Consider the following 20,157-nt stretch of genomic DNA (forward strand, 5'->3'; position numbering starts at 1 on the left):
GCCACCGGCGATAGTCCCTAACGTTTTGGCTGTCGACACGCCGAGAACGGCAGCCAAGACGTGAGGGACTATCGCGATTGCCCCCACCCACCGCCAGATGGTCGAGTAGCCCCCATGAGTGAGGACCCGCGGGACTACCGAGCGACCCATGGCGAGCGCGACACCGTGCTGACCTACCTGCGCAACTACCGGTTGACGTTCGAGATGAAGTGCGCCGGGCTGGACGCCGAGCAGCTGGCGGCCCGGTCGGTGCCACCCTCGACGATGTCGCTGCTCGGGCTCGTGCGGCACCTCGCGAAGGTCGAGCACAGCTGGAACCGCCGGGTGCTGCAGGAGGACCTGGACCTGCCGCGGCTGTACTGGGCGGAGGACCAGGAGGACCTCGACTTCGACGGCGCTGTGGCCGACGAGGCCGTGGTCGCCGACGCCTGGGAGTCGTGGCGGCGCGAGGTCGCCGCCGCGGACGCGTGGCTGGCCGCCGAGGAGGACTGGGGCCGGCAGGTGCCGGTGCACGGCGAGCCGACCGAGGTGCGCGACATCGCCGTCCACCTCGTCGAGGAGTACGCCCGGCACTGCGGCCACGCGGACCTGCTGCGTGAGTGCATCGACGGAAGGACCGGACAGTGACCGAGCTCGAGACCATGCGCCGCTGGCTGGCCGACTTCCGTACGGCGGTCGAGCGCAAGACCGCCGACCTCGACGCCGAGCAGCTGGCCCGGCGTGCCGTCCCGCCCAGCACGCTGAGCCTGCTCGGCCTCGTCCGCCACCTCGCGCAGCTGGAGCACCACTGGTTCCGCCGGGTCCTCCAGCAGCACCCCGAGGAGACCCAGCTGTTCGTGGTCGACGGCGACTGGGAGTCCCAGTTCGACGGCGCGGTCGCCGACCCCGCCGTCGTCGAGGAGGCGTTCGCGACCTGGCGCGAGACCTGTGCGCAGGCGGACTCCTGGCTGGACGGCCTGCCCACCGAGGCGCTCGACGTCGTCATCGGTCCCGGCGACCGGATCGAGTCGATCCGCGACGTGTTCATCCAGGTGCTGCAGGAGTACGCCCGCCACCTCGGCCACATGGACCTGCTCCGCGAGTCGATCGACGGGCGTACCGGCGTGTAGGTCAGCCCGCCGCCTGCTCCAGGTAGGGACGCAGCTCCTCCAGTGCGTAGGGGATCGACAGCGGCGTGGGCGTGTTCAGGCCCACGATGGTCGGGTAGTCGAGCACGGCGACGCTCCCCGGCAGGTCCTCGAAGCCCGGGATGTCGGCGAGATCGGACTCGTCACCGCCGTTGACGAGGAAGGCCAGCAGGTCGGCTCGCAGCAGGTCGACCCGCTCGGTGCTCGCCTGGACCCGCGCGTCGCCGGACTTCTCGCCCTCCTCGCGCACGGCCGGGAACATCTGCATGCCGAGCTGCTCGAAGAAGACCGTCGAGCCGTCGGCCACGTCGGCCACGATGTACAGCGAGTCACCGACGACGTACTGCGCCAGCACGAAGGTCTTGCCCTCGAGACCCGGCAGCTCTGCCGCCGTGTCCGCGACGGCGCCGTCCACCTCGGCCACGACCTCCTCGGCGCGCTCCTCCTCGTCGAGGACGTCGCCGGCGAGCGCGACCAGGTCCTGCCAGGGCTGCACCTGGCTGTCGTCGAGGTTCGGGATCGTCGGGGCGATCTCGGAGAGCAGCTCGTAGGTGCGCTGGTCGGTGATCGAGAAGCTGCCTACGATCAGGTCGGGACGCAGGGCGGCGATCTGCTCGATCGGGACGCCGTCGGTGAGCTCGAGCGCCTCGGCGTCCGCCGGCAGCTCCTGCCACGGGACGGTGGAGTCGGGCATGTACGAGTCGAGGGTGTAGCCGACCGGCTCCACGCCCATCGCGAGCATGGTGTCGGTCCACTGGACGTCGATCGTGACGATCCGCTCGGGTACGCCGTTCACCTCGGTGCTCCCGTAGACGTGCTCCACCACCAGCGGACCTCCGCCACGGGTGGGCGTCGGCGCGGCGGCCGTGGCGTCGGAGTCGTCCCCGCACCCGGCGAGGACGAGCGGGACGAGCAGGACCGGGAGCGCGGCCAGGCGCCGCAGAAGATGTGTCATGAAAGTAAGGTTAGCCTTACCTCACCTGTCCGTCGGAGCGGGCTCGGTCGGCGGACGCCCGCCGGGCTCCTAGACTGCTGCCCCGTGAGCGACAAGCCGACGACCGCCTGGGGCTACGGCCTCGCCACCCTCGACGCCAGGGGCACCGTGCTCGACGTCTGGTTCCCCGCGCCGGCGCTCGGCGAGCGACCGGACGACGCGCTGCCGCCCGCGGAGCTGACCGTCCTGCAGGGGGCCGACCAGGACCGTGGCGTCACCCGCGAGGTGCTGCTCGTCGAGATCGCCGACCTCCAGGCCGCGCCGGCCACGACCGAGGACGTCTGGCTGCGCCTGCACCTGCTCTCGAGCCGCCTGGTCACCCCGCACTCGGTGTCGCTGGAGGGCCAGTTCGGCCTGCTCGCCAACGTCGTGTGGACCAGCGCCGGCCCGTGCGCGGTCGAGGGCTTCGAGCTCGTGCGCGCCCGGCTGCGCACCAACGGCCGGCACCTCACGGTGTTCGGGGTCGACAAGTTCCCGCGGATGGTCGACTACGTGCTGCCCGCCGGCGTGCGGATCGCCGACGCGGACCGGGTCCGGCTGGGCGCCCACCTGGCCGAGGGCACCACGGTCATGCACGAGGGCTTCGTGAACTTCAACGCCGGCACGCTCGGCGCGTCGATGGTCGAGGGCCGGATCTCGGCCGGCGTCGTGGTCGGCAACGGCTCGGACGTCGGCGGTGGCGCCTCGATCATGGGCACCCTGTCCGGCGGCGGCACCCAGGTGATCTCGGTCGGCGAGCGCTGCCTGATCGGCGCGAACGCCGGCGTCGGCATCTCCCTTGGCGACGAGTGCGTCGTCGAGGCCGGCTGCTACGTCACCGCGGGCACCAAGGTCACCGTGCTCCACCCGGGCGCCGAGCCGAGGGTCGTCAAGGCCCTCGAGCTCTCCGGGGCGAAGAACGTGCTGTTCCGCCGCAACTCCGTCACCGGCGCGGTCGAGGCGGTCCCGTGGCGCAGCGGCGGCATCGAGCTGAACGCGGACCTGCACGCCAACTGACGATTCGTCGCCGTTTTCCCCTCCCCCGCAAAATGGCTGCATGAAGGTGCGGACGGGCGCGGCCCTGGTGGCGCTCGTCGGGGTCGGCGTCGCCGCCGCCGTCGGGTACGGCGTGCACCACCACGTCACGCCGCTGCTCGACCTCGGCCCGGACGACTGCACCGCGACCGTCGGCGGCCGCACCGTCGAGGTGACCACCGAGCAGGCCGAGAACGCCGCGCTGATCACCGCGATCTCGGTGGGCCGCGGCATGCCGGCGCGGGCGGCCACGATCGCGCTCGCCACGGCGTACCAGGAGTCGAAGCTCTACAACATCGAGAGCGGTGACCGGGACTCGCTCGGCCTGTTCCAGCAGCGGCCGTCCCAGGGGTGGGGCAGCCCCGAGCAGGTCCTGGACCCGTACTACTCCGCGAACGCGTTCTACGACGAGCTCGCCGAGGTCGAGGGCTACGAGACCATGGAGGTCACCGACGCCGCGCAGGAGGTGCAGCGCTCCGCCTTCCCCGAGGCGTACGCCGACCACGAGGCCGACGGCCGGATCCTCGCCTCCGCACTCACCGGCAACTCCCCCGCGGCGTTCAGCTGCACGCACACCGACGAGCCCGACTCCGAGTCCGACCGCCTCAACGACGCTGGGCTCACGCACCGCGCCGCGGTCGTGCGCCGCGAGGTCGACGGCCTGTTCGGCAACCCGTTGGGCGGCTTCGCGCCCGGCGGGGTGACCACCGGCCACATGCCCGGCTCGGCGCACTACGACGGCCGCGCGATCGACATCTTCGTCCGGCCGGTGAACGCGGAGAACACCACCCGCGGCTGGGCGATCGCGCAGTACCTCGTCGCCCAGGCCGACCGGCTCGGCATCAAGACGGTGATCTTCGACGACCGGATCTGGACGTCCGGGAGCCGCTCGGACGACGGTTGGCGGGACTACGACGCGCCGGACGGACCGGGTGACCGGGCGGTCCTGGAGCACCGCGACCACGTGCACGTCGACGTCTTCGACTGACTGTGGAAAGTGCCCCACATTTGTCGGCGGGGAGGCGCATGCTGGGAGACAGACAAAATCTCTCAGCCCACGTCGGCGGCGTCCGATGTGAAAGGCAACACACGGAGGACGACATGTGCAACCACACACCGCGCTGTCCGACCACCCAGGACTCGGACTGCTGTACCGCCCACGTGGTCGCCGACCGCAGCGACCAGGGCTGGTGCCAGCTCTGCAACGGCGTCATCTTGTTCGATGACGGCCACTACCTGACTCCGGACGGCCGCGACCACCCGATCTCGGCCTAGCCCCCTGAGGACAGCCGCGCGACCGCGGCGTCGACGCGCTCGTCGGTCGCCGTGAACGCCACCCGCACGTGCCGGCGGCCGGCCGTGCCGTAGAACGCTCCGGGCGCGACCAGGATCCCGCGCTCGGCCAGCCAGCCCACCGTGTCCCAGCAGTCCTCGTCGCGCGTCGCCCACAGGTACAGCGATGCCTCCGAGTGGTCGATCCGGAAGCCCGCCGACAGCAACGCCTCGCGCAGCTTGGCGCGACGAGCGGCGTACCGAGCGTGCTGCTCGACGACGTGGTCGTCGTCGTCCAACGCCGCGACCATCGCGACCTGCTGGGGGCCGGGCATCTGCAGGCCGAGGTTCTTGCGGACGGCGAGCAGCTCGCCGACCAGCGCCGGGTCGCCCGCGACGAACGCACACCGGTAGCCCGCGAGGTTCGACCGCTTCGAGAGCGAGTGCACGGCGAGGATGCCCTCGTGGGAGCCGCCGCAGACGTCCGGGTGCAGCACGGAGAGCGGCGTCTCGTCCCACGCGCACTCGAGGTAGCACTCGTCGGACACCAGGATCGTTCCGCGCTCACGACACCACTCGACGACCTTGCGCAGGTGCTCGAGCGGCAGCACCTTGCCGGACGGGTTCGAGGGCGAGTTGATCCAGAGCAGCGCGGGCGTCTCCGGGCCGAACGACGTGAGCGAGTCGGTCGCGACCGCGCGGGCGCCGGCGAGCGCGGCGCCGACCTCGTACGTCGGGTACGCGAGCTCGGGGTAGCCGATCAGGTCACCGGCGCCGAGGCCGAGGTGGCCGGCCAGCGAGGCGATCAGCTCCTTTGAGCCGATCACCGGCAGCACGCCGTCGAGGCCGAGGCCGGTCACGCCGTGGCGGCGCGCCAGCCAGTCGACGCAGGCCTGGCGGGTCTCGGGGCGCCCGATCGTGAGCGGGTACCCCGGCGAGTCCGCGGCGGCGCGCAGGGCGGCCTGGACGACCTCGGGGGTCGAGTCGACCGGCGTACCGATCGAGAGGTCGACGATGCCGTCGGCGTGGGCGCGGGCCCGCTCCGCCGTCGGGAGGAGGCGGTCCCAGGGGAAGTCCGGGAGCCGGGACGAGACCGGCGCAGTCGGTCGGCCGATCAGTGGTCGGTTTCCTGCGGCGGGAGCGCGGCGATCATCGGGTGGTCCTTGTCGATCTCACCCATCTTGGCGGCACCACCCGGCGAACCGAGGTCGTCGAAGAACTCGACGTTCGCCTTGTAGTAGTCCTTCCAGTTCTCCGGCACGTCGTCCTCGTAGAAGATCGCCTCGACCGGGCAGACCGGCTCGCACGCACCACAGTCGACGCACTCGTCCGGGTGGATGTAGAGCATCCGCTTGCCCTCGTAGATGCAGTCGACGGGGCACTCGTCGACGCAGGCCCGGTCCTTCAGGTCGACGCACGGCTGGGAGATGACGTAGGTCACCGGATTCCTCCTGGAGCTCAAGGGAGCAGGTGCTCGGGCACAGCCTAGTATCCCCGCGTGGCTTCTGGAGACGCACCCCACGATGTGGCCAAGCACATGCTTGGTCCGCACGTGGTCGGGCAGCGCATCGTGGTCCGCCGGGTGCTCCCCGGCGAGACCGGTCCGAGCGGGGGTCCGGCGCTCACGGACGTCCTCGGCGTCTGCCTCTCCTGGGCCGACGGCACCTGCGTGGTGCAGCGCGAGGACGGTACGTCGGTCACGATCGAGACGGCCCACATCGTCTCCGGAAAGCCCGTCCCGCCCCGGCCCCCGGCGCGGCACCGGGTCTCCGCCCAGGAGGCGCAGCGGCGCGCCCTCGCGCTCTGGCCGGACCTGGAGACGGCGCCGCTCGGCGACTGGGTCCTGCGGCACTCGGCGACCTCGACCGCGCGCCGGGCGAACTCGGTCCTGGCGGCCGGCCCGTCCGGGGTCGACGACGCCTACGACCGCGTGCTCGCGTTCTACGCCGGGCACGGCAGCCGCCCGATCGCCGCGGTCCTGCCGGACTCCGACGAGGACGCCCTCTTCCGCGGCCACGGCTGGGTGCTGGAGAGCCACGACGCGGACACGCTGTTCCAGATCGCGTCCGTCGCCTCGGCTCGGCGGGCGGTGTCGAGACGGGCGCCCGAGCGCCTTCCTCATCCACCGTCCTTCGAGGAGGCCGGCGACCTGGTCACGGTGCGGATCGGGGACCGGGCCAGCGGCGTCGCGGCGTACGCCGACGACTGGGTCGGCTTCCGTGGCATCGAGGTCTCCCCCGAGCACCGGCGGCAGGGCCTCGGGCTCGCGGTGATGGACGCGCTGCTGGAGTGGGGCGCCGAGCGCGGCGCGACGACGGCGTACCTCCAGGTCCTCGCCGACAACGCACCCGCGCTGGGTCTGTACGACCAGCTGGGCTTCGCGACGCACCACGCGTACCGCTACCTGGCCCCGCCGCACTCCTGAGCTAGACGCCCAGGTCGGCCTGCCGCCCGAAGAACCGCTCCGACCAGCGGGTCAGCCACGCCCAGCGCCATCGCATGAGCAGCAGCACGGCGGCGCCGGCGAGCACCATGCCGGCGATGTTGACCCCGAGCTGGGCGAGCGAGCCGCGGATCTCCCCGGTGTCGCCGAACGCCAGGCCGAGCGCGAGGTTCCCGGCGGCCGGCACGGTGGTCACGCTGATGAAGACGCCGACCATCGTCGCCGACCGCGACACCGCGAGGGCCAGCGCACCGGCCGCGCCCGCGAGCAACGCGACGATGAACGACCACTCGTCGGGGTGCCAGATGAAACCCGTGTTCGGCCGCGGCCGCGTGATCTCGTCCGCGGTGATCAAGCCCGTCCCGCGGGCCAGCAGGGAGAGCGCCGTGACCACCGCGACCGCGAACGCGAAGGAGTAGGTGAGCAGCCGGAGCCCCCGGCCGATCAGGCCCCACCGGGCGAGCGCGATGCCGGCGCTCGCGGCCGCGACGGCGCTGTACTCGGGACCCACGACCATCGCGCCGACGACCAGGACCGCCGAGTCCGTGATCACCGCGATCGCGGCCAGCGCGACCGCCAGAACCAGGAACAGGTGGTACGACACCGTCGGCACCGCCCCCGACGCGGCCTGCGCCTCCACGGCCTCCCAGATCACGGCGTCGTCGGGATGGCCCGGTGCCGCGGCCTCGAGGCGCCGCGCGGCCTCGAACGGGGTCCCGGTGGGCGTCGTGACGACGATGCCGCCAGCCCGGTCCAGGCCGAGCTCCTTGAGCTCGTTGAGGAGCACACCGGCCTTCTCACGCGCGACGTCGCACTCGACGAGGTCGCCCGGAGGCTGCACGACGACGCCCGGCTGCAGGGTGACGTTCGTGACCCACTCGCGCTTCCCGAGCGCGTCGACGAGGGCCCCGGTCAGGTCGGATGGCGAGGTCAGCCGGAAGTGGACGAGCACGCGCGCAGCGTACGACTCCCTAGGCTGGCGCCCATGGATCTCGAGCAGGAGGGCGAGCGGCTGCTGGCGTTCGCGCGGGGGTCGGTTCACCCCGACGGCGGCTTCGGCTGGCTGTCCGAGGACGGCGCCCTCGAGCCGGAGCGCCCGGTGGAGCTGTGGATCAGCTGCCGGATGACCCACGTGTTCGCGCTCGCGCACCTGATGGGCCACGACTGGGCCGGCGATCTCGTCGACCACGGGGTGAGCGCGCTGACCGGCCGGTTCCGCGACCACGTCAACGGCGGGTGGTACGCCGCGGTCGGCCCGGACGGGCCCGTGACACGGGCGAAGACGGCGTACGAGCACGCGTTCGTGCTGCTCGCCGCGTCCTCGGCCGCCGTCGCCGGCCGACCCGGCGCGGACGCGCTGCTGGCCGACGCGCTCGACGTGCTGGACCGGCACTTCTGGGACGAGGACGCCGGGATGGTCGTCGAGGAGTGGGACGAGGCGTGGACGACGCTGGACGACTACCGCGGCGTCAACGCGAACATGCACACGGTCGAGGCGCTGCTCGCCGTCGGCGACCTGGCCCGCGCCGAGCGGATCGTGACCCGGGTCGTGCACGGCTTCGCGCGCGAGCACGACTGGCGCATCCCGGAGCACTTCGACGCGGCGTGGAACCCGCTCCCCGACTACGACCGCGACGATCCCGCGCACCCGTTCCGGCCGTACGGCGCGACGGTCGGCCACTGGTTCGAGTGGAGCCGGCTCACGCTCTCGCTGCGCGCGGGCCTCGGCGACGCCGCGCCCGCATGGATGCTCGACGACGCCGCCGCGCTGTTCGACGCGGGCGTGCGCGAGGGGTGGGCGGTCGACGGCGCCGACGGGTTCGTCTACACGGTCGACTGGGACGCGACACCGGTCGTGCGTCAGCGGATGCACTGGGTGGTGACCGAGGCGCTGGCGGCGGCCGCGACCCTCGACAGGCTCACCGGCGACCCGGCGTACCGGGAGTGGCACGAGCGCTGGTGGGGGTACGCCGACGCGTACCTCGTCGACCGCGAGCGGGGCTCGTGGCACCACGAGCTAGGGCCGGACAACCGGCCGGCGGCCGGGACGTGGGCCGGGAAGCCCGACGTCTACCACGCGTTCCAGGCGACCCTCGCGCCGCGGCTGCCGGCGTACCCGCCGTTCGCCCGCGCGCTCAGAGACCGCAGGCGGGCCTGAAGGCCGGGTCCGCCGGGCCGGCGTGGGTGAGCGCGTCGAGCGTGACCGCGATCGCGGTGCGGCTCATCGGGATGAGGACGTGCTCGGCGAGGTCGGCCGGGCAGAGGTCCTGGATGGTGACGTTGGTGGTGCGCGGGCCCTCGGCGAGGTACGCGGAGGTGTAGGGCACCACGACCTCGTCGTACCGGGTGGTGATCTGGGTGTAGCTGACCAGGCCCGGGGTCTCGTCACCGGCGTTGAGCCGGGTGAGGAACGGCGAGCCGGCCGCCTGCTGCGTGCACGCGGTGCAGAAGCCACCGGTCGCCGAGCCGGGCGAGCCCGAGCCCGTGAGCGTCGTGCCGTGGTTCGACGGCGAGAGGCCCACGAGGTCGTCGACGACCTTCGCACCGCCGAGGAACCTGATGTAGTAGCGCGGCATCATGCCGCCCTGCGAGTGCCCGACCATCGACACCTGCGCCGCGCCCGTGGCGTCGAGGACCTTGCGCACGAACTTCTTCAGCTGCCTGGCCGATGCTGCGATGTCGCCGGTCCCGCGGTTGCCGTAGTCGAGCGAGTAGACGCAGAAGCCGTCGTCGACCATGGCCGACGAGAGGCGGTCGAGCAGGCTCTTCTTGTCGCCGAACGTGCCGTGCACGATGACCACCGGTGTCGGACGATCGGCGGACGGCCGGCAGAACCAGTCGTTCGCGCCGGTCGGGTCGCCGAACGGCGAGGTCGGCAACGGCAGCGGGTCCGCGTCGGCGGGCGTGGAGAGCCCGACGACGGCGAGCAGCGAGACGAGCAGGAGTCCGAGGGCGCGGCGCATGCTCGCTCAACGAGCGGGCCGAGGGGCGGTCACGGCGGCGGTGGTTTCGAGGCTCGTCGCTAGCGCTCCTCGCACCTCAACCACCGAGCTCCTGGTCGAGGTGCAAGCCAAGCGAGCCCCGCCACCTCGGCGAGTCGGTGGTTGAGGTGCGAGCGAAGCGAGCCTCGAAACCACCACCCCCGCCACCTCGGCGAGTCGGTGGTTGAGGTGCGAGCGAAGCGAGCCTCGAAACCACCGCCGCTGCGGCCTCAGCCCTTCGGCGGCTTGCAGATGACGGTGTCGGACGGCGTGTACGCCGTGTGGAACTTCTCGGTCTTCACGACCTCGTCCGACCCGGGCCTGCGGAACGTGCGGGTCACGTCGACGTCGAACCCGCTGTACCCGGTGTTCGGGTAGCAGTCCGGCGTGTCCAGCGTGCGGGTCGCCGGCGGCCGGAAGTTGTAGCGGTCCGAGGTGGTGGTCGAGATGTCCCAGTACTTCGTGGAGTACATCGACACCGTGACCACGCCCTGCGAGGACGGCGTGCTCGGCGTGACGGTCGCGTGGACCAGGACGCCGTACGGCGTGTCGTTCTGGAACCGCAGGTCGACCGACCCCCAGGCCACGGTGGCCTCCCGGCCGACCGGGTAGCGGTCGATGTAGAACGAGTGCGGCTTGTGCTCGATGTCCTTCAGACCGGCGAAGAACATCGCGTTGAACGTCGTGGTCGCCATCTGCGAGACGCCTCCGCCGAGGTCCTCCTTGAAGATGCCGTTGCTGATGATGAAGCCCTCGGTGAAGCCGTTCTCGCGGGTGCGCTCACCGACGATGTCGTTGAGCGAGAAGATGTCGCCGGGCTTGAGCACGGTGCCGTCGATGATCTCGGCGGCCCGGCCGATGTTGATGTTGCGGTACTCCGCGTAGGGGTAGTACGTCGTGAACGTCGACACCCGCTCCTTGATCTTCAGCGCGCGGGCGTCGGCGGTGGTGAAGTCCGGCTCCGCGACGGTCGCCTCGACCTTCATCTCACGCTCGCCGCTGGGCTTGGTGACGAGCTCGAGGAACGTCGCGCTGACGTCCTCGGGGTCGTAGGTGACGCCGGGCTTCGCGGGGATCACCTTCGGCTTGCCGTCGACGAGCTCGACCGTCGCGTCGACGGGTGCGCCGTCCTCGCCGACCCCCTGGTCGACGAGCTTCGTGAGCAGCTTCTCGTCGAGGCTGGGCACGAGCTCGCCACCCTCGGGCTCCAGGGCGAGCACGTTCGAGAACTCGCGCGGGAAGAGCTGGACCGGCGAGTCGCCGAACACCAGCGTGACCGGGCCGGACATCGCGGGGTTCGCGAACTCGTCGAGCGCCTGCTGCACGTCGGTGTCGTCGATCTCCGGCTCGGCCGGCGTGAGCTCCAGCTCGACCGCCTCGGCGTCCTCCGCGAGGTAGGCGTCGGTGATCGCCGCGCGGGCGTCCCCCGGGTCCACCGCCTCGCCGGCGACCGGCTCGGTCGTCTCGATCTCGCCGTCCTCGAACGACACCGCGCCGTCGACGGGCGGGGTGCCGACGTCGTCGGTCAGCCCGGCGAGCGCATCCTCCATCGCGGCCTCGTCGACGACGACCACGGCGTCCAGGTCGTCGCCGCCGGTCCAGTAGGTCCAGAGCCGGCCCGGGCTCCAGCTCTTCTCCGCGCCGGCCTCGTCGATCGAGGCGGCGTAGTCGACCGACAGGCCGGCCGCGCTCGGCTCGACCTCGCTGGTGGCGCCGTCGACGCTCACCGCGACCGGACGCTCCACGCGGTCGGCCAGCCCCGCCACCAGCGCCGCCTCCGCCTCCTCGGCGGAGCGGCCCCCGACGTCGACCCCGGAGATCGTGGTGCCGCGCGGTGTCTTGTCACCGGCGGCGGCGTACGCCGCGAAGTAGCCGCCGAGGCAGAGCAGGGCCAGGCCGGCGAGCATGAGGAGGATGACCTTGGCGCCGGCCTTCTCGGGAGTGGGCGAGGTCTCGGGCGAGGTCACGAACGCATCCTAGGTCGCGGCAGGGTGGCGACCGCGAACACCACGAGGACGACGCCCAGGCCGAGCAGGGAGTAGCCGGCCAGGTCGGAGCTCACGAGGTAGTCCCCCGCGTCGCGTGGGACGGTCAGCCAGCCGAGCATCGCCGCCCAGCCGGCGACGAACGCGAGCCGGGACCACCAGCCCGGCGGCAGTGCGTACGCCGTCACGAACGTCGCCGTGAACGCCAGCACGAAGCCCCACCAGATCTGGTGCAGCCCGACGGTGGCGATCGCGGTCGCGGCGCCGACCAGCAGCAGGCCGGCCGCCGCCAGGGCCTTCCTCACTCAGAGTCCGGCGAACAGGTCGGTCTCGAGGCCGTCCTCGCCCAGCGGGCCGAGCTCGCCCTTGACGATCCGGTAGTACTCGATGCCCCAGGCGGTGCTGCCGACGTTGTTCGAGAGCGCGAAGAACGGGCCGTCGGTGGTCACCTGGGTGCGGTGGGCGCGCAGCGCGTCGAGCTTCTGGTCCACGTGCTCCTGCGCGTCGATCGCGGCGGAGAGGTTCTCGTCGGCGGTGACGAACGGCGGCAGCGGGCCGTCGGGGTCCATCCCCTCGAAGCTGGTCGCGTCGCCGGCGTCGCGCAGCGCGCGCAGCCCGGCCCGCATCCGGCTCTCCGACATCGCGTTCCAGTAGATCTTCGCGATCTCCCACGGGTCACCGAGGTCCTTGCGGTACGACGGCACGGCCGCCAGCTGCGCGGCGTACATCGCGACCCGGTGGGCCTGGATGTGGTCGGGGTGGCCGTAGCCGCCGAACGGGTCGTACGTCGCCAGCACCTGGGGGCGCACCTCCCGGATGATCTCGACGAGGTGGTCGGCGGCGACGTTGAGGTCGGCGTTCCAGAAGGCGTTCTCGTGGACCTCGTCGGCGGCCACGGCGTGGCCGTCCTCGTGCCACTTCATGCCGGAGTCGCGGAACGTGCCGAAGCCGCCGAGCCAGCGGTGGTCGGTCACGCCGAGGACCTTCATGGCCTCGGCGATCTCGCCCTTGCGGTGCTCGCCGAGACGGTCCTCCTGGTCGGCGGCGAGGTGCTCGAGCTCGGGCACGAGGATCTCGCCCATCTCGCCGGCGGTGCAGGTCACGAGGGTCACGCCGCGACCCTCGGCGACGTACTTCGCCATGGTGGCACCGTTGCCGATGCACTCGTCGTCGGGGTGGGCGTGGACGAGCAGGAGGCGCTGGTCGGACGTCATGGTCTCGATCCTAGAGAGAGGGGCAGACACTCCCTCTCAAACGTCGTGGGGGCGCTTGATCTTCCGCGGCCCGGTCGGAAGATCCAGCGGCGGCAGCGGCGCCGGCTCCTCGCCGAGGTCGAGCCAGCCGTCGTACTCGTCGACGAGCAGCTCGAGGACCAGCTCGGGAGCGTCGGTCAGGACCGCCCAGGGATGGTCCTCGTCATCGTCCTCGCCGGACAGCCGCTCGCGCTCGGTGTGGGCGTCGTAGCCGTCGGCGACCAGCCGGGCGACCACGGCCCGGGCGTCGTCCTCGTCGAAGAAGATGCCGCGCACCGGGTCATTCTCCCAGCCCGAGGTGCTCGAGGAAGGGGCGGTCGGGCTCGAGCCAGTCGACGCTGCCGAGCTCGGTCGGCCCGAGCCAGCGCACGGCGTCGTGCTCCGTCGGCGTCGGCTCGCCAGTGACCAGCTCGGCGACGGCGACCGTCAGGACGTGCCGCTCCCCGATCGCGACCTGCCCCGGGAGCCAGCGCCGGACCGCGACCACGCACCCCAGCTCCTCGGCGACCTCGCGCACCAGCGCCTGCTCCGGGCTCTCCCCCGGCTCGACCTTGCCGCCCGGGAACTCCCAGCGGCCCGCGGCCTGCGCGGGGAACGTCCGCCGCGCGGCGAGCACCTGGCCGTCCCGCACGATCGCCGCACCCACCACGCTCCGCACGCCACGACGCTACCGTTCCCGCGTGCACCTCACCCGCACCGACGACCACGGCACGCAGGTCGACGCCCTGCCCGGCCGCGTGGGTCTCGCCGCGGTGCTCGACGACCTGGACCGGCGGCTGCGTCGTACGGTCGCCCCCTGCCGGACCCCGCACCGAGCCTGGACGTGGGAGACCCTTGACCAGCGGGACCCGGTCTGGTGGCCGCAGGGCATCTCGGTCGGCGCAGAGCCCGCGCAGGTGCTGGTGTCGTGGTACTCCACGGAGGGCGGCAGCCGGGTCAGCGTCCTCGACCTGCGCTCGCGCCGCTACCGGCACGTCGAGCTCGTCCGCCCCACGGCCGACGGCTACGAGCCGCTGCGGGTGCACGCCGGCGGTCTGGCCTGGCGGGGCACGACGCTGTACGTCGCCGCCACGAGGGCCGGGCTGTGGGTGTGCGACACCGGCGACGTCGTGCGCACCGCGAACGGCTACGTGCTCCCGGTGCGGCACCGGCTCGCGCCGTCGGAGCCGTTCCGGTTCTCGTTCGTCGGTCTCGACGGTGAGGCGCTGGTGTTCGGGGAGTACGACAACGCGACCGCCACGAAGCGGCTGGGGCGCGGGCTCCCCGACGGCCCGATCGCCGTGCACGAGGCCGGGGTACGTCGCGCGCAGGGCGTCGCCCACGTGGACGGGCGGTGGTACGTCACCGCCTCCAACGGCACCCGGCGTCTCGGGACCGTGTGGAGCGGTCCGGAGGGCGGCCTGCGCGAGCACCGCAACGCGGTGCCGGTGGGTCCCGAGGACCTGGCCTACGACCCGGCGTCCGACCGGCTGTGGACGGTCACCGAGCACCCGGGGCGGCGCTGGGTCGTCTCCGTCAGGCGCCGCCGGTTCGGCTGATCCTGGCTGATCCTGGCTGGTCCAGACATGCAAGAAGCGCCACCGAGGTGGCGCTTGCTTACCGAGTGTTCGAGACCGTTTGCCCTAGGGTGAGACAGGCGGTCCGGACCATTCTCGCGCAGCGGCAAACAGAGAATGGCCCGGACCGCGTCTGTGTGTCCCGACTTGTTGCTTCAGTTGTTGCTCGGGGGTTGCGGGAGCAGCGCCCCCTGCGAGGCTGGTTCCGGGACAGTCACTCAGCTGTCCCGGAACCCGCCCGTTGGACGATCAGATCGTCACTTGATCTTCGCGCTGGCCTTGTCCGCAGTGGTCAGGTCGGTCGCCGAGATCTTGACGACGTACTTGGTCGCCTTCTTGCCGTTCTTGTCCTTGATGGAGAACGTGAAGTTGCCCGACTCGTTGAGCGTGCCGGTCTTCTTCTTGACACCGCCCACCCAGAGGGTGGCCTTGGCGCCGGCGGCGTCAGCGATGGCGTTGGCCTTGACCTTGTCGGTCTTGCCACCCTTGCCCGACACCACGAGCTTCGGGTCGACCGGCTCGGGCTCGGCAGCCTCGATCACGGTGGTGGCCGACGCCTGGTTGGCCGAGACGGTGAAGCCCGGAGCCGAGTTGGCAGCAGCAGCCGAGTCGAGCTGGTTGGCGCCCGCACCGAACTGGTTGGTCACAGCGTTCGGCAGACCGGTGACCGTGATCCCGACCTCGCCCTCGGCGTCAGCGTCCGCACGGACGTTGACGGTGAGCTCACCGGCGGCGTTGGTGACGCCGCTGCTGTCCTGGAACTGGCCGGGGCCGGTCACCTGGATGTTGAGCGACGAGACCGCGACGTTCGGAACACCGTTGCCGAAGGCGTCGGTGACCGTGACGGTGAACGGAACCTGCGTGGTGCCGGACTCGACCGTGTCCTCGCCCTCGACCGCGACGTTGCGGGCCGTGGTGGTGTCGGTCTGCGCGGAGACGGTGAACTGCGCCGTCTCGGTGCGGTTGGCCGAGGTGATGGTCAGCGTGGTCACACCGGACTTGGTGCCGATGATCCGCAGGCCCTCCGCCGTAAGGATGTCGCCACCACCGTCGGTGTTGACGGTGACGCTCGACTTGCCCTCCGCGACAGTGTCGCCACCGGCGGTGGCGTCGACGATCAGCGCACCGTTGTCGACCGACAGGGTGACAGCCTGGCCCGCCTCGCCGTCCAGGAGCTCGATGGCGACGAACTCGGTGGCGTCGGTGTCTGCCACGCCGTCCGAAGCGAGCGGAGCGACGGTGACGTCGGACGCCTTGTAGGTCGGAACACCGGTGTTCTTGGTGTCCAGGAAGGTGTTGAAGTCAGCACCCTGGCCCGTGGCCGTGTACTTGATCGTGGCCGTGTCGGTCTTGGCCTGACCGATCGGGGTGAACTGGTCCGGAACCCACGCGAGGGTCACGGTGTCCGACTGACCGACGGCCGCGTTGGTGTCGGTGAAGTCGAAGGACACCGTGCCGTCGGCGCCGACCGGCTTGATCTGACCCGGAGGCGTCTCCGCGTTCGGAGCAACCGCGTCACGGAAGGCCGAGACGAAGCCGGTGGTGATCGGGTTGCCGAACTGGTCCACGACCGTGCCGGTCACCGTGGTGGTGGCCTTGAGCGCCGAGAAGTAGATGTCCTGCCCGATGACGACGGCGGAACCGGCGGCGCGCTGGAAGACCAGGTCCTCCGTGAAGCCGCTACCCGAGACCGCGATCTCCTCGTTCTCCTGGACCGTGCCAGTGTCCGGGGTGATCGTGATCGAGCCGTTGCCCTGGGCGTCCAGAACGGTGGAGACCGTGGACGTCGCCTGACCACCGAAGGTGATCTGGTTGGGGCCCGCGTGGCCGTCGAGGTTCAGCGTGACGGTGGCGCCGGCGTTGCCCGCGCCGCCCTTGATGTCGATCTTGATGCTGCCCTGGTCCACGCGGACCAGGGTCTGGGTGTTGTCGCCGTCGACGTCCGGGTTGTTGCCGAAGCCGTTCCACGAGTCCGCGGCGGTGACGATGTCGACCATCGCGTCGGTCAGGGAGGCAGCCGCGCCAACCGTCAGGCTCGCGGTGGCGTTGGGAACGCCGGCGCGCGACGGGTCCAGGGTGATCGTGTGAGCGCCGGTCGGGGTCGCACCCGTCGTGGTCGCCTTGAACTTGAAGGTGCCCAGCGGCGCCTCGGCGGCGGAGATCGTGTCGTCCGCGTCGTTCGTGTCGATCGAGGCGTGGTCGGTCGAGATGCCGATCGTCTCGGCCGGGGTGCCCTGGAGCTGCGTGGTCCGACCAGCGGAGTCCTTCAGCGTCACGGTGTAGTCACCCGAGGTGTTGCCCGCGGCGACAGTCTGCGAGGCCGGAGCGATCTCGACCGAGGCGAGTGCACCCGAGGTGGTCTGCGAGACCTGGACGCGAGCCTCGGAAGCCTGAACGGTCTGGTCGTCGCCACCGGTAGTGGCGTCGTCCATGTAGATCGCGTAGGCCGCCGCCGCACCGGGGTCGGAGGTCGTCACGGCGACACGAAGGGTGACCTCGTCGTAACCGTCGGTCTTGTTGGAGTCGTTGGCAGTGCCCGACTCCACCCACACCGGCACGCCGACGAGCGAGACCGCCTGGTTGGCGTTGGTCGGGCTGCCGTTGAGGTTGGTGTTGCTCAACTGGAACGCCGCGGTGTTCGCGGCGCCCGGGTCGCCCTCAGCCTGGGCCTCGGAGATGTTCTTCGTCTTGAGGACGACAACACCACCGGTGGTGCCACCGTTAAGGGTCGGGCCAACCGAACCGAGGACGATCTCGTCGCCCGGCTCGGCGGACGCAGAAGAGGCGAGGAGCGGAATGCCCGCGATCGCCAGTGCGGAGACGGCGGTAGCCGCCAGTCCCCGCTTGATGCCGCTGCTGTTCATGCTGTGTTTCCTTCCGGAGTGAATGAGCGGGAATGTCTCCCGGCTCCTTACATGAAGCCCGAGAGCTTCGTGTGTCGACACACGGACACGGATCTCCGAGCGCCGTGGGAGAGACTAGGGGATGCCTGGCACTCCACGGGGCTGTTCTTGCGGTGTCGATCGAAAACTGCAATAAAAGAGGCAGATGGGACGGGGAGCACGACCAGTGCAGCCCGACGATCGGGGGATCATGCCAGCAGAGCTCACGCCCGCGCCAGCCCGGCGTCGGGGGCGTCCGCAGCGCCTGCCTGAGGACCCGCACACCGTCGCCTCCGGCCAGGTGGGCTGCGACCAGCGGATCGCCTGGCTCCTGAGCGTGAACCGGGTGCTCGGCCCCGACCCCGACCTGGCCCGTCGCGACGGGTTCATCGCCGCCCTGCGGGAGAACGGCGTCGCGGTCGATGCGTCCCGGGTGTCGCGCTGGGAGTCCGGCCTCCAGCCGCTGCCGAGCCGGGTGGTGGCGACGTACGAGCAGGTGCTCGGCCTGTCGTCGGGCTCGCTGGTCTCGGTCGCCGCGGGGCTCCGCCGCTCGTTCGGCTCCGGGCCGACCCCGCGCGAGAACGCGCTCAGCGACACCGAGATGTCCGACGCCGAGCTGAACCGGCTGATCGACCTGACCGAGGCGGGCAACGCGACCGGGGCGGACTGGCTGCGTCTCGCCGACCACCTCAGCCGGTTCGACCGGGTGTTCCTGCGCGAGCAGGACTGGACCGCGCTGTGCCACGAGCTGGTCACCGAGCTCGGGTCCGCGGTCGGCGCCGGCTACGTACGCCGCTACGAGGCCGCGGCGGCGTTCATCCGGCACACCAACGCGCGCCGGCACCTGATCATGGCGATCGGCCGCTTCGTGACCCACCCCGACGCCCAGGTCGTGGCGCCGGTCCTGAACCTGCTCAGCGAGGTGCCCGACCCCGCGGCCGCCGCGCTCACCCTGCGGATGCTGGCAGCGGACACCGACAACATCTACCTGCGTCGCGCGGCGTCGTCGGTCGCCGCGGTGAAGCTGGCCCGCGGCCACTTCGACGACGCCGCGCTCCCCCGGCTGGAGTCCCACGTGCTCGGCGCGCTGCGCCGTGGCGAGTCGCTCGACGGTCGCCTGGACTCCTTCGACCTCGCGGTCCGGCTCCCCGCCTCCTCCTGGCAGCAGGTCACGGGTGGCCTGCGGACCCGCCGCGCGCACGGGCTCGTCGAGCAGGCCCGCCAGGGTGACGAGCTGGTCCCGTCCGCCCGCGCCGCGTCGGTGGTCGCCGAGCTCGCTCCGTCGATCCAGGCCGCCACCCCCACCCACCAGGCGCAGGACCCGGACCTGATGCTGCGCCGGTTGCTGCGCGAGGCACTGCTGCACTCGCACAAGCCCCGGCGCCACCACGCCGCCCTGCTGATCGCCGCGTCGCCGTACGCCCCGGCCGCAGCCCGGCTGCTCCTGGACCTCGCCGCCGACACCAACGACCTGATGGCTGCGCGGGCCTGGACGGTGCTGATGCGTCTCGGCGACGGTGGCCGGCGCGACCGCGTCGTCGAGCTCGCGGCCAAGGAGGAGCGGCCCACGATCCGCGCCCGGGCGCTGGTCAACGCCGGCCTCGGGGGCGCGATGACCTCGGAACAGAACCGCGCGATCACGGCCGGGTACGACGAGCGGCGCAGCCTGGAGCGGCACGCGACCCTGTTCGCGCTCGGGATGGCCGGAGCGCCCGAGCTGGGCGAGCTCGCCGACCACCCCGACCCCGAGACCCAGCGCGCCGCGAAGTGGTGGCTGACCCAGGGGCCGGCCATCCACGACGCCGACGTCGCTCGCTGACCCGCGCTACCTCATCCCGCGGGGCTGGCGCGCGAGCTGCCGGCTCTGCGCGACCAGCCGGCCCGCGGAGTCCCACACCTCGCAGTCCTCCTCGAACATGCCCCCGGCCAGGTTGCGGGTCGCGTGCCGGACCGTGAGCCATCCGGGCGCCGGCTTCGCACGGACGTGCGCGGTCAGCTCGATCGTCGGGGCCCAGCCGATCACCCCGAGGTCGAACGTCACCGGCGGCAGGGCGTCGACGACCGTCAGCAGCGAGATCGGGTCCGGCTCGCGGCCGTCGGCGAGCTTGAACCACGCGCACAGCTCACCGCGCCCGCTCGGCGACCCCACCGCCCACCCGACGTGCTGCGGGTGGAAGCGCATGTCGAAGCGCTGCATCAGCGGTGCGATCTTGAGCAGCTCCGGCGGCGCGAACGTGTTCGGCACGCACTCGTCGACCGGCGGGATGCTCGGCGGCTCGGCGGTGGTGCCCACGTCGTCACCCAGCTTGTCGAGGTCGCCGTACGACGCGAGGGCGGTGATCCGCGCGACGCCGTCCTGCGTCAGCGACGCCGACACCGTGGAGATGGTTCCACCGTCGCGCAGCGGCTCGATCTCGATCCGCGCCTGGCCCGGCTTCGACGCGGACAGGTAGTACGCCGAGAGCGCGACCGGGTCCGGCTTGTCGGGGAACGTCCGCTTGATCGCGTTGCCGAGCACGGAGAGCAGGTAGCCGCCGTTCAGTCCGCCGCCGACCACCCAGCCGGGGTACAGGTCGGCGGTGTAGGCGTGCTTGGACTCGCGGGACACCGCGATCTGGCGATCGAACTCGAAGGTCACGGCGCGACTCTA

At 71.7% G+C, this 20,157-nt stretch carries 21 protein-coding genes; 9 read left to right on the plus strand and 12 right to left on the minus strand.

Features of this window, described 5'->3' with window-relative positions; all coding sequences use genetic code 11:
- The first annotated feature begins 114 nt into the window (after positions 1-114).
- Together ABD875_RS20195 and ABD875_RS20200 are read left to right on the plus strand one after the other, a co-directional pair.
- The gene (locus tag ABD875_RS20195) at positions 115-627 is read left to right on the plus strand and encodes a DinB family protein (protein ID WP_345181631.1); all 513 of its coding nucleotides are present in this window, start codon (positions 115-117) and stop codon (positions 625-627) included.
- Entirely contained in the window at positions 624-1,109 is a 486-nt protein-coding gene (locus tag ABD875_RS20200) for a DinB family protein (RefSeq protein WP_345181633.1), read from the plus strand. The genes ABD875_RS20195 and ABD875_RS20200 overlap by 4 nt, the downstream gene beginning before the upstream one ends.
- Before the next feature lies 1 nt (position 1,110).
- Here ABD875_RS20200 and ABD875_RS20205 read toward each other — a convergent pair whose 3' ends face one another.
- On the minus strand, positions 1,111-2,082 hold the full coding sequence (locus ABD875_RS20205) for an ABC transporter substrate-binding protein (RefSeq protein ID WP_345181635.1): 972 nt from the start codon (positions 2,080-2,082) through the stop codon (positions 1,111-1,113).
- An 84-nt stretch (positions 2,083-2,166) separates the two neighbouring features.
- On the opposite strand from ABD875_RS20205, the gene dapD reads away from it, so the two are divergent.
- The 3 genes from dapD to ABD875_RS20220 all read left to right on the plus strand — a co-directional run bounded on the left by dapD (position 2,167) and on the right by ABD875_RS20220 (position 4,410).
- Positions 2,167-3,117: a 2,3,4,5-tetrahydropyridine-2,6-dicarboxylate N-succinyltransferase gene (gene dapD / locus ABD875_RS20210; RefSeq protein ID WP_345181637.1), complete on the plus strand. Its 951-nt coding sequence runs from the start codon at positions 2,167-2,169 to the stop codon at positions 3,115-3,117.
- A gap of 40 nt (positions 3,118-3,157) precedes the next feature.
- Complete coding sequence (locus ABD875_RS20215; protein WP_345181639.1) at positions 3,158-4,123, plus strand: VldE C-terminal domain-containing protein; 966 nt, start codon at positions 3,158-3,160, stop codon at positions 4,121-4,123.
- Positions 4,124-4,236: 113 nt separating this feature from the next.
- Positions 4,237-4,410 carry a DUF5999 family protein gene (locus ABD875_RS20220; protein ID WP_345181640.1) on the plus strand — a complete coding sequence of 58 codons (174 nt, stop codon included), beginning with the start codon at positions 4,237-4,239 and terminating at the stop codon, positions 4,408-4,410.
- Here the strand turns inward: ABD875_RS20220 and dapC are convergent.
- Together dapC and fdxA are read right to left on the minus strand one after the other, a co-directional pair.
- Complete coding sequence (gene dapC / locus ABD875_RS20225) at positions 4,407-5,525, minus strand: succinyldiaminopimelate transaminase (RefSeq protein WP_345181908.1); 1,119 nt, start codon at positions 5,523-5,525, stop codon at positions 4,407-4,409. The genes ABD875_RS20220 and dapC overlap by 4 nt on opposite strands.
- Complete coding sequence (gene fdxA / locus ABD875_RS20230; RefSeq protein WP_345181642.1) at positions 5,522-5,848, minus strand: ferredoxin; 327 nt, start codon at positions 5,846-5,848, stop codon at positions 5,522-5,524. The genes dapC and fdxA overlap by 4 nt, the downstream gene beginning before the upstream one ends.
- Positions 5,849-5,905: 57 nt before the next feature.
- On the opposite strand from fdxA, the gene ABD875_RS20235 reads away from it, so the two are divergent.
- On the plus strand, positions 5,906-6,832 hold the full coding sequence (locus tag ABD875_RS20235) for a GNAT family N-acetyltransferase (protein WP_345181645.1): 927 nt from the start codon (positions 5,906-5,908) through the stop codon (positions 6,830-6,832).
- A 1-nt stretch (position 6,833) separates the two neighbouring features.
- Here the strand turns inward: ABD875_RS20235 and ABD875_RS20240 are convergent, their stop codons facing one another.
- Complete coding sequence (locus ABD875_RS20240) at positions 6,834-7,802, minus strand: DUF389 domain-containing protein (protein WP_345181647.1); 969 nt, start codon at positions 7,800-7,802, stop codon at positions 6,834-6,836.
- Between the two features lie 33 nt (positions 7,803-7,835).
- Between ABD875_RS20240 and ABD875_RS20245 the strand changes: the two genes are divergently transcribed.
- Positions 7,836-9,008 carry an AGE family epimerase/isomerase gene (locus ABD875_RS20245; protein WP_345181649.1) on the plus strand — a complete coding sequence of 391 codons (1,173 nt, stop codon included), beginning with the start codon at positions 7,836-7,838 and terminating at the stop codon, positions 9,006-9,008.
- On the opposite strand, the gene ABD875_RS20250 is transcribed toward ABD875_RS20245, so the two are convergent.
- The 6 genes from ABD875_RS20250 to ABD875_RS20275 all read right to left on the minus strand — a co-directional run bounded on the left by ABD875_RS20250 (position 8,986) and on the right by ABD875_RS20275 (position 13,727).
- Positions 8,986-9,813, minus strand: coding sequence for an esterase/lipase family protein (locus tag ABD875_RS20250; RefSeq protein ID WP_345181651.1), 828 nt, complete (start codon positions 9,811-9,813; stop codon positions 8,986-8,988). The genes ABD875_RS20245 and ABD875_RS20250 overlap by 23 nt on opposite strands.
- 248 nt (positions 9,814-10,061) lie before the next feature.
- Positions 10,062-11,798 (minus strand): VanW family protein, encoded by a 1,737-nt coding sequence (locus tag ABD875_RS20255; RefSeq protein ID WP_345181653.1) that lies wholly within the window; start codon positions 11,796-11,798, stop codon positions 10,062-10,064.
- Positions 11,795-12,121, minus strand: a complete 327-nt coding sequence (locus tag ABD875_RS20260) for a hypothetical protein (RefSeq protein ID WP_345181656.1) — start codon at positions 12,119-12,121, stop codon at positions 11,795-11,797. The genes ABD875_RS20255 and ABD875_RS20260 overlap by 4 nt, the downstream gene beginning before the upstream one ends.
- A complete protein-coding gene (gene mshB, locus ABD875_RS20265; protein WP_345181658.1) occupies positions 12,122-13,030 on the minus strand; it encodes an N-acetyl-1-D-myo-inositol-2-amino-2-deoxy-alpha-D-glucopyranoside deacetylase in 909 nt (302 codons plus the stop codon). It lies immediately after the preceding gene.
- Positions 13,031-13,066: 36 nt separating this feature from the next.
- Entirely contained in the window at positions 13,067-13,345 is a 279-nt protein-coding gene (locus ABD875_RS20270) for an SPOR domain-containing protein (protein ID WP_345181659.1), read from the minus strand.
- A gap of 4 nt (positions 13,346-13,349) precedes the next feature.
- On the minus strand, positions 13,350-13,727 hold the full coding sequence (locus tag ABD875_RS20275) for a (deoxy)nucleoside triphosphate pyrophosphohydrolase (protein WP_345181661.1): 378 nt from the start codon (positions 13,725-13,727) through the stop codon (positions 13,350-13,352).
- 22 nt (positions 13,728-13,749) lie between these two features.
- On the opposite strand from ABD875_RS20275, the gene ABD875_RS20280 reads away from it, so the two are divergent.
- Positions 13,750-14,607, plus strand: a complete 858-nt coding sequence (locus ABD875_RS20280; protein WP_345181662.1) for a hypothetical protein — start codon at positions 13,750-13,752, stop codon at positions 14,605-14,607.
- A 275-nt stretch (positions 14,608-14,882) separates the two neighbouring features.
- Here ABD875_RS20280 and ABD875_RS20285 read toward each other — a convergent pair whose 3' ends face one another.
- Complete coding sequence (locus tag ABD875_RS20285) at positions 14,883-17,489, minus strand: beta strand repeat-containing protein (protein WP_345181664.1); 2,607 nt, start codon at positions 17,487-17,489, stop codon at positions 14,883-14,885.
- Between the two features lie 229 nt (positions 17,490-17,718).
- Here ABD875_RS20285 and ABD875_RS20290 point away from each other — a divergent pair, with 229 nt between their 5' ends.
- Entirely contained in the window at positions 17,719-19,326 is a 1,608-nt protein-coding gene (locus tag ABD875_RS20290; RefSeq protein ID WP_345181666.1) for a hypothetical protein, read from the plus strand.
- A gap of 6 nt (positions 19,327-19,332) precedes the next feature.
- Here the strand turns inward: ABD875_RS20290 and ABD875_RS20295 are convergent, their stop codons facing one another.
- Positions 19,333-20,145 (minus strand): thioesterase family protein, encoded by an 813-nt coding sequence (locus ABD875_RS20295; protein ID WP_345181667.1) that lies wholly within the window; start codon positions 20,143-20,145, stop codon positions 19,333-19,335.
- Between the last annotated feature and the right edge of the window lie 12 nt (positions 20,146-20,157).

The organism is Nocardioides caricicola, assembly GCF_039541135.1.
GTDB classification, from domain to species: domain Bacteria; phylum Actinomycetota; class Actinomycetes; order Propionibacteriales; family Nocardioidaceae; genus Nocardioides; species Nocardioides caricicola.